This is a genomic window from Mycobacterium sp., assembly GCF_032159775.1.
In the GTDB taxonomy this organism is placed as follows: Bacteria; Actinomycetota; Actinomycetes; order Mycobacteriales; family Mycobacteriaceae; genus Mycobacterium.
This window is the reverse complement of sequence record NZ_JAVHWK010000093.1, coordinates 1-11286: the sequence shown is the minus strand read 5'-3', so window position 1 is coordinate 11286 and position 11286 is coordinate 1. Positions and strand designations below refer to the sequence as shown.

Here is an 11286-nt window from a genome sequence, read left to right as displayed (position 1 = left end):
TTCAGCTACGTCCCCCTACGGTCTGCGTCATGACCGAGACACCCAGAGCCGCAGCCGTCAAACCCGTGCGCGTGATGCTGAGCAAGGTGCCCGAAGTCACGGTGTGGTTCTGGGTCATCAAGATCCTGTGCACGACGGTGGGTGAGAGCTTCGCCGACTGGATCGACATGACTCTGGGCGTCGGGCTGATTCCGACGTCCCTCATCTTCACGATCGTGCTCCTCGCGGTTTTGGCATGGCAATTGCGCCTCGATCGCTACGTCCCATTCGTCTACTGGCTCACGGTCGTCGTGGTCAGCGTCACCGGGACTCTCTATACCGACATACTCACCGACGTTCAGGGCGTTCCCCTCGCGCTGAGCACAAGCGTGTTCGCCGCGACACTGGCTCTGGTCTTTGGCGTGTGGTACGCGCGGGAGCGCACGCTTTCGATCCACAGCATCACGACGACGCCACGGGAGGTGTTCTACTGGCTGGCGATTCTGGTCACTTTCGCCCTCGGTACTGCGGCCGGCGACTGGATCCTAGAACTCACCGGATGGGGACCCGGTACGTCAGTGCTGCTACCTGCCGGACTCATCGTGGCGATCTTCATCGGTTGGCGGCTAGGCGCCAACGCTGTCCTGTCCTTCTGGTTGGCCTACATCCTGACCCGCCCGCTGGGGGCCAACCTCGGCGACTGGCTCGGGTTCCCGAAGGATCAACAGGGCCTTGGCTTGGGCGTCGCGATCACGAGCGTCATCTTCCTCAGCGCGATCCTGGCCACCGTGGTGTACCTTTCGATCACCCGCGCCGACGTCATCGAGAAGCCGGACGAAACCACCACCAGCACCACCACGAAGACACCTGTCCGCGAACATGTCATGCACGGGTACTACGCCGTGATCGCTTTGGCCACAGGGGCTCTGCTCGTCTGGGCCGCCGACCAACCGCACAACACTGCGGCAGCAAGCGAAAACGAATCGGGCGGCTCGTCAGTCACCGCGACGCTGGCTCCGGGTCAGTCGGCAACGGCGAAGTTCCCGGCCGGGGACGTCACGAACTTCCGCACCATCACGAAGGACACGCTTGCGAAGGTGCAAGCGGGTGACCAGGCGGGCGCGCAGGCTCGCATCACGGATCTCGAAACCGCTTGGGACGACGGGCAGAAGACCCTGGAGCCCGTGGACGAGACAGGCTGGGCGGTACTCGACGGCCAGATCGACAGTGCGCTGACGGCTGTGCGCGCCGGCCAGCCCGACCCTTCCACAGAGCAGCAGGCCCTCAACACGCTGCTGGCCTCGCTCCGGTAGGGCGGTTGCCGGGAACGCTGCTCACTGCTGGCTGCGCGTCGCCCCGTAGATCGTCAGGGGCAATACCGTGCCGACCGCGGCCACCACGATCCACCACGGGGTTGCGCCGGTCAGGTGGTTCACCACGAAAGTGGTGGCGAGTGCGACCGCAACGGTCAGCGCAACCCGCCAGTCGTCGCCGACGATGAAGTCATACCAGAAGGCCCCGAACTGGCGAAGTCTGCGCACGGTCAACCTTCCTGAGCCACAACGACATCCACGGGTGTGCGGCGCTTGAACACGGCCACCAGCGCCAGTGCGTACAGCGCGATAGCGGGGATCAGCACCAGCAGAGCGATGTCGTCGCCGGGCCAGTGCGCGCCGGCGCCTTCTGCACCCCAAAAGATCCCGAACGCCGTGAGCATGACCCCGACAACGAACTTCATGCTGTTCTCCGGTACTCGCGACAGCGGCGCCCGAACGGTGAAGCCGACAATCGTCACAAGTAGCACCGCTGCCGCCGCGGCCAGCGCCGCCAACGGAATGTTGCCTTGGTTGGCGCCGAAGGTGAGAGCGATGAACGCGACCTCCACACCCTCCAGCACGACTCCCTTGAACGACAGCGTGAATGCGTACCAGTCGTCCACAAAGACCCGGCGACCCTTCGGCGCGAGTTGCGCATCTGCCAGCGTGGCCTGGTAGGCGAGGGTCTCGTCATGAAGAGCCTTGAAGCCGCTGGCCCGCAAGATTGCTTTGCGCAGCCATTGAAGCCCGAAGACCAACAACAGCCCACCGACGAAGAGCCTCAAGCCATCCACGGGGATCGCCGAGATCGCAGGCCCCAGCGCTGCGATCGCCACCACCAGAACGAGCACGCCTGTCAGCGCGCCCGTGATCGCCGAGCGCCAGTCGCGTGCAGTGCCGGCAGCAAGAATGATCGTCAGCGCCTCGACGGCCTCAACCAGACACGCCAGAAAGACCGTGACGAAGAGTGCCGATCCACTCAACTTCTACCTCGCCGACATCACAGGGCGCCGAAGACACGGCCCAACCATTGAAGTGTAGCGGCGGTTCGGACATGGCGGCCGGGCGAACGCTTGCAGCACAGCGTCCCTTAAGCATGTCGGTGACAGCGTGCCGCTATGACAGGGACACCGGCTGACGCCGAGCAGGCGGCATACTTCCGCCTATCACTGGACGCCGAGCGACGACAATTGCTGGACGGGATCCTCGAGCGACGGCCCCTCATTGAGCGTCGTGCTGACGCCGGTCGGCTACACTCGGCCATCCATCGCGCAGAGGCCCGAGTGCGATACCTAGACCACCTGATCGAACGGCTCGACTATCGCTTCGCGAGCCACTGGTGTGACCGGGACTGAGTCTCACAACTCGCGCAAGGCCTGCGCGGGTGAGCGGCTTGCCAACCGCGCCGTCACCAAGGACACCGCACCGATCGTGACGATCGTCGCCGCCCCTGTCGCGAAGAGGTAGACCCAAGGAACGGTGAGTGACCCTGGCGGCGGGTCGAATACGCCGGTAAGCGCCTTTACCAGCACCTGTGACAGCAGCCCACCCATGACTGCCCCGCCAACGAGACCGCATGAGGCCAGCACGCACGCCTCCGCCACGACGAAGGACCTGAGTTGATTACGCGAGGCGCCAAGCGCATTGGCGATCGCGAAGGTGCGGCGACGTTCGGCGAAGCGCAACGCGAGCACAAGTGCCCCGGCCGCAACGGCCAGGCACAGCCCGAACCCCAACTCGATGCGGGTGAGTCCGGCCAGGTTGACGGCGGTCAGGCTGGACCCGACGGTGCCACGCGTGTCGGCGATGTCGGTCACCTTCGCCGATGGTCCCACGAGCGCTCGAACCCGTTGAGCTACCGCAGTGGTGTCCCGGCCGCCCGTGTCGATCAGGAATGCACCCACCGCGTCGTTACCTGTCTGCTGGGTGACATAGCTCGCGTTCGCGACGAAGAAGCTGTCCTTCGGGGCGGTCGGAAACTCGTTGACGACGCCGACATAGCGGAATCGCACGGTGCTGAGTTCGTGCGTCTTGGCATGGGGCAGCCGCAGATTGACGGTGTCTCCGACCGTCAGCTGGAAATCTGTCACGGTCTCCGCGCTTACCAGGATCGAATCGGGTTGTCTGAGAAGCTTATTCATCAACTGTTCGACGGTGCCGCCGCTGAAGTAGCGGTCCTGCAATGCGGTGACGGCTGCGATTCTGGTTGGGTCGACGCCGTACAGGTCCTGGAGGTCGGCGCCGAGGTAGGCGAACCGGTGCTGGATCGGTTCGACGCCGCGCACTCCCGGTACCGCGGCGAGATCCTTGGCCGTGGACGCGGGCACATTCGCCCCCGGCGACTCGGTGACCGTCACGTCGGCGCCGTTCGTCAGCTGGGCGTCGACCTCGGCCTGGGCCTGGTAGGTGGCATTGAACGTCGCCGTCGACACCGCGAACCCTGCGGCCAATGCGAGGACCACGATCGCCCTAGCCATCGGCGCACGCTGCCGCGAGAGCGAGTTCGACAGCAGACGCGCGAGCCGGCCCGCCACCGGCAACAGGGCGCGGGCCACCAGCCCACGACCCCGCCCCAGCAAGAGATCACTGAGCCTCCAGATCAAGAGTGCGCCACCGATCCAGAACAACGCGGGTGCGACGAACGCCCAGTAAGAGACCGAGATCGACGGGACACCTTCGGGAGCGAGAACGACCTGATATCCGCCGCGCCCGGACTGCCAGAACAGCGCTCCCGCGGCGCAGAGCAACACAATGTCCAAACCAGATCTCATCCACAGTGGCTGACTGATGCTGCGCTGCCAGGTGCGCGCTGACGCGACGGACGCTTGACGCTGCTCGCGCCACGCCCGCGCCAGCACGGTCACCCCTGCAATCGCCAGTCCAACGGCCGCTGACGTACCTGCCGACGCCAGCGCGGCCGAAAGGTTCGCGTCGAAGGCCGAAGTCCCGAAGGTGGCGATTCCGACGACGGCTGCGACCGCAACACCGAGGGCACTGCCCAACACACCGACCACGATCGCCTCGGCCGCCGACAGTCTCAGCAGTTGGGTGCTGCTGGCACCCCGGGCGCGCAGCAGTGCATGCTCCCGTCGCCGTCGATCCGATCCCGAGTCGAGCACGGTTGCGGTCAGCAGCACCGCGATGGCAGCGGCAGGTAACCCAAGGAACAGGAACAGAATTCGCGCGTAGGCCGCGTCACCGCGGGCCGCGTCGAGGGCGGCGCCGAGATTGTCACCCACGAGCGCGCCACCCGAGCTCCTCGCCTCTAGATTGCGCGCCGCGGCCGTAACGCGGGTGTACGCCGTCGACGGATCATTCGGCAGCGCACGATCGAGCGCGGTGTGGATCTGCATGCTGACCAGATCGGGACGGCCGACGGCAAGCGGATCGAACAGCGCGTGCCATTGAGCGTCAGGAAGCACCAGGACGTTGTCCGGTGGCGCTACCGGTTGAGCTCCAGTCGGAGCTCCAACCTCCTGAAACAGTGAATCTGCTTGTGGCAGTTCGACAACGCCGTCGATGCGAACATTCACCGGCGGCATTCCCGATCGCCCGATCTGGACGGTGTCACCCGGCGCGGCAATCAGATTGGCGGCAGTCTGTTGGGCGACGAGAACACCGCTGTCGGAACCGACAAGCGCGCGCATCACCCCCGGCCACCGATCCCGGTACTCGGACGGAATCCCCAGCACCACCGCGGGTCCAGTCGTCCGGGTGCTCCCCCCGCCGCTTGCGCTCAATCCGGAGGAATGGCCGAAGCCGACGGGTAGCGCCGCTTGAACGTGGGGCGTGGAGCGGACAGCGTCCATCACGACGGGCAGCGTGGCGGTTGGCTGCACTTCAACCTGCCAGTCGACGGCGATGGTGCGGGCAGCGCGATTGGTCATGGACGCCTGTGCGGCCGTTAGGAATATGCCTAGACAGCAGAGCAGCGCGACGGCGGCGCCGATGCCGATTGCGGTCGCTGCGATACGTCCGCTTCGGCGCCGTAGTAGCCCCAGCGTCCAGGTTGCGATCATGAAGCCCGCGAGTCGGCGGGCAACGTCAGTCGGCCGTCTCGCATCGACCATCGGTCATCGAGCCTGGTAGCGACGGCGGGGTCGTGGGTGGAGAGCACGAGGGCCGCTCCGATCGACACTGCAGTGCTCAGGAGGACAGTGACGACTAGGTCGGCGTTGGCACGGTCGAGCTGTCCGGTCGGCTCGTCCGCGAGTATCAAGGCCGGGCGGGTGACAAGCACTCGTGCGATCGCGACGCGCTGGGATTGACCACCTGACAGTTCATCGGGCAGTTTCGTCGCTGCTCCGCTCATGCCGACGAGATCCAATGCCGCCCTGGCATTCTCGTTTGCTGCGTCCTCGTCCTGTCCCGCCAACATCATGGGAAGTGCGACGTTCTCGACGACGTCGAACCCAGGCAGGAGGCTCGGGCCCTGGAACACGATGCCAATCCCGCCCGGTCGCCTGAGCGGTCGAGCGGGCAGCTGTGGCCACCGAACAGTTCCAGCAGTAGGCGTATCCACCCCGGCGAGCAGGTGCAAGAGGGTGGACTTTCCAGATCCGGAGGACCCGGTCAGCGCTATTCGGGCTGTCGACGCGATCTGACAATCCACTCCGGCGATAGCGAGGACCGCGGTCCGGCCCGAGCCGAAGCTTCGGCTCACACCGATGCACTCGGCGACAACCGTCAACACATCCGTCCGTCCTCTAGGCGTACGACTCGTGATGCGACAGCCGCGACAGCGGGGCTGTGACTCGCCACGATCACCGCCGTCCCGCGGTCGGCTGCGGCAGTCAGCAAGTCGAGGATTCGTGCCTCTGTGACGCTGTCGAGCTCGCCTGTCGGCTCGTCCGCGAGTAGCACCGTCGGGTCGTTCGCGAGCGCGACCGCGAGGCCCGCTCTGGCGAGTTCGCCTCCGGAGAGCTCGCTCGGGTAAGCGGTCGCCCTCGTTTGAATGTCCAGAACTCTCAACAGGTCCGCCGTGTCCCGGCGGCGCGGGCGGACAAAAGACCGCGCGAGGGCGAGATTCCCGGAAACGGTGAGGTGTTCGATCAGGTTAGCGCTCTGGAACAGCATTCCGATGTGCCTGGCCCTAATCCGGGCACGCACGGGCTCGGGACGGTGACTGACTCGCGTGCCAGCGATGGTGACGTCACCGCCGTCAGGATCATCCATTCCTGCCATGCACGACAACAGGGTCGACTTCCCCGACCCGGACGGTCCAGTGACTGCCGCGAACTCACCTCGCGCGACGGTCAACGACACACCCTGAAGCGCGAGCGTTTCCTCGTCTCCGGCGCGAAAGAACCGGTAAAGAGACCGAGCCTCCAACGCACTGGCGTTCATTCGTCGGTCGTCAGCGCCACTGCAACGAGTCGGTGATCGTCCGCCACGGATCGACGTTGTCCGCTCCCACGGGTCCAGAGAGGGTCAGGATCACTTCCTGGCCTGCGCGCCAGAATGAGTAACGTTCCACGGCGTCGGTTCCGGCCTTGCCGGTCACCGGGTTCGGTGCTGACGCGGCCTGATAGGTGGCCAACACGGCGTCACCAGCACTGCGCTTGACCTCCTCGACTGTGAGCCCACTGGACGCCTTCACCGAAGACAACTCGCCGCGTTTCACCGACGCCGGCGAAGGGGCCGAATCGGCGGGTCGCGCATCGATGCGCACCGTGTTGAGCTTGTCGGTGAAGGTGACCGCGGTGCCGTCGACGGTTTGGGCCCACCCCTCGGGGACCGACAGCGTGAACGACCCGTCGGCCGCCGCAAACGTGACGAATACCTGTGTATCAGGGATGTCTCCAATCGGGTTGTCCTCCGGAGGGGGCGTCTCGACTGCCGTGCCGCCTGATTGCGTCGCAGGGGCAGATGGTGTTGTATTCGACCCGCACGCGCTCAACACGAACACAGCCGCCAGGCTGACGACGCCGACCGAGGCAATCCGCCTCATGTGCACGAAGGCCTCCATCTCGGCGCTGCCGTCATGCGGAGACGGTGTCACCTGCCAACTGAAGGGACGCTGAAACAGCCGCGCGTGGAGCTCGCATCACCTGATCGCGTACTCCGAACCCTGACCGGGGGTCACTGGGGTCGTCCACGGCAACTGATGGTTACTCATGTCCGCCGGCCGTTCCGACGCGCTGCGACGCCTGACGGCACGCGGGTCGGCAAGCATCCCGGTAGCAACTTTTGGACTTCGTGAGGTGTGATTTTCAGCTTCGAGTCAGTTTCGAGCTGCGATCATTGCCGCAGGATGCGTCTACTGGTGGTCGAGGACGAGCGGCGCCTCGCCGAGGGTCTGCGCAGCGGGCTCGAGGCGGAGGGCTTCGCAGTCGATGTTGCACATAGCGGCACTGACGCGCTGTGGATGGCGCGAGAAATTCCATTCGACGCGATTGTTCTCGATGTCATGTTGCCCGGTGCGAACGGCTACCAGGTTTGTCGGACCTTGCGCAGTGAGAGTAACTGGACCCCAATCCTGATGCTCACTGCCAAAGTCGGCGTGCCGGACGAGGTGGAGGGCCTCGACACGGGCGCCGACGACTACCTGGTCAAACCGTTCGCGTATGCAGTCCTGCTCGCCCGGCTACGTGCGCTGCTGCGGAGGGGCGCGCGCCCACGGCCCACCGTCCTCGAGTTCGGCGGCCTGCGGTTGGATCCGGGGGCACGGCAGGTTTCGCTCGACGGTGTGCAGATAGCCTTTACAGCACGCGAATTCGCTGTGCTGACGTTCTTTTTGCACTATCCCGGCGACGTCTTGTCCAAGAAGGACATCTTGGACCATGTTTGGGATTTCGACTTCGACGGTGACCCGAATATCGTCGAGGTCTACGTGGGACGACTGCGCGCGAAGCTGCAGAGGTCGGGGAATCGACCTGTAATCGAAACGATTCGGGGCGCCGGATACCGGCTGATCGACGACCGTGGTTGATCGACGTGTCGGGATGGTCGGCCGGACACGTGCCCGAGTCGGCACGATACGAGCCGGCACCACCGCTGTAGCCACCGCAGTCGTCGCCATCGCGCTCATCATTGGCGCGATTGCGCTCCTCGATGTTCTGCGCGGCACGCTAATCGATGAGGTCAAAGACCTTGCCAGGACCCAGGCGCTCGAGGCCGCGCGCCAAATCGATTCCGGGCAGCCGCCGACCTTGGAGGTGGCCGGCACTGACGAGCAGATGATTCAGGTGCTGGGCGTAGATGGTTCCGTGCTTGCGTCGAGCGCAAATGTGGCCGGCGAAGCCGAAGTGGCTCGGTTGGCGCCGGGTGAGTCCACGCAGGTCGTGACTCCGCTCGACGACGAAACGTTCATCGCAGTCGCAGAGGGCGCGCAGACGCCCTCCGGCCCACGAACGGTGCTGGTGGCTAGGGCCCTGGTCGGTGTCTTCGAGACGACCGCGGTGATTACCCAACTGATGATCGTTGGACTGCCGCTGATGCTGGTGATCGTGGCGGTCACGACATGGGTAATGGTCGGCCGGGCTCTTGCTCCGGTCGAGGCGATCCGTTGCGAGGTGGACGAAATCTCGGATGCACAGCTGCACCGCCGGGTACCACAACCGGCTGCCGACGACGAGATCGGCCGATTGGCCGCGACCATGAACCGGATGCTGGCGCGGCTCGAAGATGCCCGCAACAGTCAGCGCCGCTTCGTTTCCGATGCCTCGCACGAGCTGCGGTCGCCGATCAGCAGCATCCGGCAACACGCCGAGGTCGCGCTGGCCCATCCGGGCCGAACCAATACCACGGAGCTAGCAGAGGTGGTCCTTGCTGAAGAAATGCGGATTCAAAGCCTGGTCGAAGATCTGCTGCTGCTCGCGCAGGCGGACGAACAGGTGCCGCCGCGGCGCGCACCCGTCGACCTGGACGACCTGGTCTTCGAGGAGGCCAGCCGCCTTCGATCATTCACAACGCTGGAGGTGAACACCTCGGCCGTGGGTGCAGCCCGGGTGTACGGCGATGCTGACGCGCTGCAGCGAGTGCTGCGCAATGTGGGTAACAACGCCGCCCGGCATGCGAAGAGCCGGATCGAGATGACCCTCACCGATCGCGGCAACGACGTGCTGTTGACCGTCGGCGACGATGGGAGGGGTATTCCGGAAGCGGAACGTGAACGCGTGTTGCAGCGATTCGTTCGGCTCGACGAATCAAGGTCGCGCGATGACGGCGGCAGCGGCTTGGGCCTGGCTATCGTCTACCAAGTTGTGCGGGCGCACGACGGTTCGGTATCGATTTCCAGATCTCCGCTGGGCGGCGCCCGTATCGACATGACGCTGCCCACGCGAAGCAACTGACGTGCTGTTCAGGCTGGTGACAGGTTGGTTGTGGAAGTCTTCGAGCCTCACGGACGAAGGAGTTTCGTAATGCGATTCCGACAAGTGACATCTGCGGCTGCAGCGGCCGGGGCTCTTGTGCTGGCGGTGGGCACGGGTGTTGCCGTGGCGCAACCGGACGACGGCGACGGCCCCCCTATAACCGGCGACGCATTGGCGCAGGCCAGCCAGGCCGCGCTGGCCTTCACCGGTGGGGGAACCGTGACCCAAACTGAGGTCGGAGACGAGGAAAGCTACTACCAGGTTGAGGTGACATTGGCGGACGGCAAACAGACCGACGTCAACCTTGACCCGCAGTTCCGGGTTGTTGGCAATAAGACTGAACCGGCGGACGCGGACTCCGAACCCGACGGCGGCGCCGGTTAGCGATGCGGCCGAAGCTATAACTGGCCTGGTCAGCTTGCGCGCCGAGAGCAATCAGGGTCCCGGCATCGAAATGGTACCTGCCGCATCTTGATTCGGGGCTTTGCTCCTTAGCTGTTGCGCGGAATTGCCGGTGACGCGGCCATCCCGGGGTGGCGCTTTCAGCCAAGTCGTCGCAAGCCCTGACGGCGCCAACCGGCCCGACGGGCCGGCCCGCCCATACCTACGCCGATCTTTTCGATGACGAACTCGACAACATCGCGGCCGCGCTCGATTCGCTCGACCACCTCAACCGGACGCATGATTGGATAGGCCAGCAGCAACTGCTTGTTTGGCCCCATATTGGCCCATTGACGGACCGGATCCCAAAATTCTGCGATGGCATTCTGCGACGAGATACTGTCTGAGCTGCGCTATTACTTGTGGCCAGGGCCGGGATCGAACCGGCGACCTTCCGCTTTTCAGGCGGACGCTCATGCCAACTGAGCTACCTGGCCCGACGGCACCGCTGTGCCTCGCCGCCGTTGGCGACCCTGACGGGACTCGAACCCGCGACCTCCGCCGTGACAGGGCGGCGCGCTAACCAACTGCGCCACAGGGCCTTGCTACTACATCTTTCCCCGCGTGCCCGCGAAGCGGGTACCCCCTACGGGATTCGAACCCGCGCTACCGCCTTGAAAGGGCGGCGTCCTAGGCCGCTAGACGAAGGGGGCCAATGCCGAATCTCTCCGGGGTACTCGCAACGCAAATCACGCTGGGAGCTTCGATAGCTTAGGGTACCGGCACCCCAATCCTCAAACGAGATGCCCGGCCCGAGGCAGTATCCTTTCTGAGGTCGCGATCCACATTGCCCCTATAGCTCAGTTGGTAGAGCTACGGACTTTTAATCCGCAGGTCCCAGGTTCGAGCCCTGGTGGGGGCACCAGCACGTCGTCGCAAGTAGCGAGGCGCTACGCAGCCCGGGGAGACCCAAGGTGCAGCGTCACCATCCGCGCTTGGCGACGGCGGTAGCTCGCCGCAACAGCCGGTACCCTGATCCGCCGTGCCGGGTGACACTACGACCGCGATGTTGAAACGGGCCTTTCCGATTGCCTTCGTCGCCGCCGCCGCAGCGCTGATCTTTGGTCTGATTCTTCGCAGGCACCTACTCGACGACGTCTACATCACGCTCAGCTATGCCCGCAATCTGGCTGAACATCTTCACTGGGGGTTAGTCAGCGGACAAGTATCGAACACCGCAACGTCGCCGCTCAATGTGATGGCCTTGGCGGTCCTGACGAAGCTCACCGGCAACA

The 11286-nt window shown here is 64.8% G+C and carries 11 protein-coding genes, 4 tRNA genes and 1 pseudogene; 7 read left to right on the top strand and 9 right to left on the bottom strand.

From position 1 onward, the window contains the following. Positions 1 to 29: 29 nt before the first annotated feature. Positions 30 to 1292 carry a COG4705 family protein gene (locus QOJ24_RS10235; protein WP_526260875.1) on the top strand — a complete coding sequence of 421 codons (1263 nt, stop codon included), beginning with the start codon at positions 30 to 32 and terminating at the stop codon, positions 1290 to 1292. A gap of 21 nt (positions 1293 to 1313) precedes the next feature. Here the strand turns inward: QOJ24_RS10235 and QOJ24_RS10230 are convergent, their stop codons facing one another. The 6 genes from QOJ24_RS10230 to QOJ24_RS10205 all read right to left on the bottom strand — a co-directional run bounded on the left by QOJ24_RS10230 (position 1314) and on the right by QOJ24_RS10205 (position 7296). Beyond that, the gene (locus tag QOJ24_RS10230; RefSeq protein WP_526260874.1) at positions 1314 to 1520 is read right to left on the bottom strand and encodes a hypothetical protein; all 207 of its coding nucleotides are present in this window, start codon (positions 1518 to 1520) and stop codon (positions 1314 to 1316) included. A 2-nt stretch (positions 1521 to 1522) separates the two neighbouring features. Further along, positions 1523 to 2278: a COG4280 domain-containing protein gene (locus QOJ24_RS10225; protein ID WP_526260873.1), complete on the bottom strand. Its 756-nt coding sequence runs from the start codon at positions 2276 to 2278 to the stop codon at positions 1523 to 1525. 375 nt (positions 2279 to 2653) lie between these two features. Next, positions 2654 to 5314 (bottom strand): ABC transporter permease, encoded by a 2661-nt coding sequence (locus tag QOJ24_RS10220; protein WP_526260872.1) that lies wholly within the window; start codon positions 5312 to 5314, stop codon positions 2654 to 2656. Then, a complete protein-coding gene (locus QOJ24_RS10215) occupies positions 5311 to 5907 on the bottom strand; it encodes an ABC transporter ATP-binding protein (protein WP_526260876.1) in 597 nt (198 codons plus the stop codon). Before QOJ24_RS10215 ends, QOJ24_RS10220 begins: the two co-directional genes overlap by 4 nt. A gap of 74 nt (positions 5908 to 5981) precedes the next feature. Further along, the gene (locus QOJ24_RS10210; protein WP_526260871.1) at positions 5982 to 6641 is read right to left on the bottom strand and encodes an ABC transporter ATP-binding protein; all 660 of its coding nucleotides are present in this window, start codon (positions 6639 to 6641) and stop codon (positions 5982 to 5984) included. A 10-nt stretch (positions 6642 to 6651) separates the two neighbouring features. Next, complete coding sequence (locus QOJ24_RS10205; RefSeq protein ID WP_526260870.1) at positions 6652 to 7296, bottom strand: hypothetical protein; 645 nt, start codon at positions 7294 to 7296, stop codon at positions 6652 to 6654. A gap of 252 nt (positions 7297 to 7548) precedes the next feature. Here QOJ24_RS10205 and QOJ24_RS10200 point away from each other — a divergent pair, with 252 nt between their 5' ends. The 4 genes from QOJ24_RS10200 (at position 7549) to QOJ24_RS10185 (ending at position 10398) form a co-directional block, all read left to right on the top strand. Beyond that, a complete protein-coding gene (locus QOJ24_RS10200) occupies positions 7549 to 8226 on the top strand; it encodes a response regulator transcription factor (protein ID WP_526260869.1) in 678 nt (225 codons plus the stop codon). Beyond that, positions 8219 to 9589 carry a sensor histidine kinase gene (locus QOJ24_RS10195; protein ID WP_526260868.1) on the top strand — a complete coding sequence of 457 codons (1371 nt, stop codon included), beginning with the start codon at positions 8219 to 8221 and terminating at the stop codon, positions 9587 to 9589. The genes QOJ24_RS10200 and QOJ24_RS10195 overlap by 8 nt, the downstream gene beginning before the upstream one ends. A gap of 69 nt (positions 9590 to 9658) precedes the next feature. After that, a complete protein-coding gene (locus tag QOJ24_RS10190; RefSeq protein ID WP_526260867.1) occupies positions 9659 to 9994 on the top strand; it encodes a PepSY domain-containing protein in 336 nt (111 codons plus the stop codon). Between the two features lie 149 nt (positions 9995 to 10143). Next, positions 10144 to 10398, top strand: coding sequence for a hypothetical protein (locus QOJ24_RS10185; protein WP_526260866.1), 255 nt, complete (start codon positions 10144 to 10146; stop codon positions 10396 to 10398). A gap of 16 nt (positions 10399 to 10414) precedes the next feature. Here the strand turns inward: QOJ24_RS10185 and QOJ24_RS10180 are convergent. The 3 genes from QOJ24_RS10180 to QOJ24_RS10170 all read right to left on the bottom strand — a co-directional run bounded on the left by QOJ24_RS10180 (position 10415) and on the right by QOJ24_RS10170 (position 10704). Then, positions 10415 to 10488, bottom strand: a tRNA-Phe gene (locus QOJ24_RS10180). A 28-nt stretch (positions 10489 to 10516) separates the two neighbouring features. Then, a tRNA-Asp gene (locus QOJ24_RS10175) sits at positions 10517 to 10593 on the bottom strand. A gap of 38 nt (positions 10594 to 10631) precedes the next feature. After that, positions 10632 to 10704: transfer RNA gene (locus QOJ24_RS10170), tRNA-Glu, on the bottom strand. A gap of 136 nt (positions 10705 to 10840) precedes the next feature. Between QOJ24_RS10170 and QOJ24_RS10165 the strand changes: the two genes are divergently transcribed. Both QOJ24_RS10165 and QOJ24_RS10160 read left to right on the top strand, forming a co-directional pair. Beyond that, a tRNA-Lys gene (locus QOJ24_RS10165) sits at positions 10841 to 10916 on the top strand. Between the two features lie 117 nt (positions 10917 to 11033). After that, positions 11034 to 11286 (top strand): annotated as a pseudogene (locus QOJ24_RS10160) (hypothetical protein); the annotation flags it as partial.

Coding starts and splice junctions, on each gene's coding strand:
- QOJ24_RS10190 (WP_526260867.1), top strand. CDS start 9,659: ATGCGATTCCGACAAGTGACATCTGCGGCTGCAGCGGCCGGGGCTCTT.
- QOJ24_RS10220 (WP_526260872.1), bottom strand. CDS start 5,314: ATGATCGCAACCTGGACGCTGGGGCTACTACGGCGCCGAAGCGGACGT.
- QOJ24_RS10200 (WP_526260869.1), top strand. CDS start 7,549: ATGCGTCTACTGGTGGTCGAGGACGAGCGGCGCCTCGCCGAGGGTCTG.
- QOJ24_RS10235 (WP_526260875.1), top strand. CDS start 30: ATGACCGAGACACCCAGAGCCGCAGCCGTCAAACCCGTGCGCGTGATG.
- QOJ24_RS10210 (WP_526260871.1), bottom strand. CDS start 6,641: ATGAACGCCAGTGCGTTGGAGGCTCGGTCTCTTTACCGGTTCTTTCGC.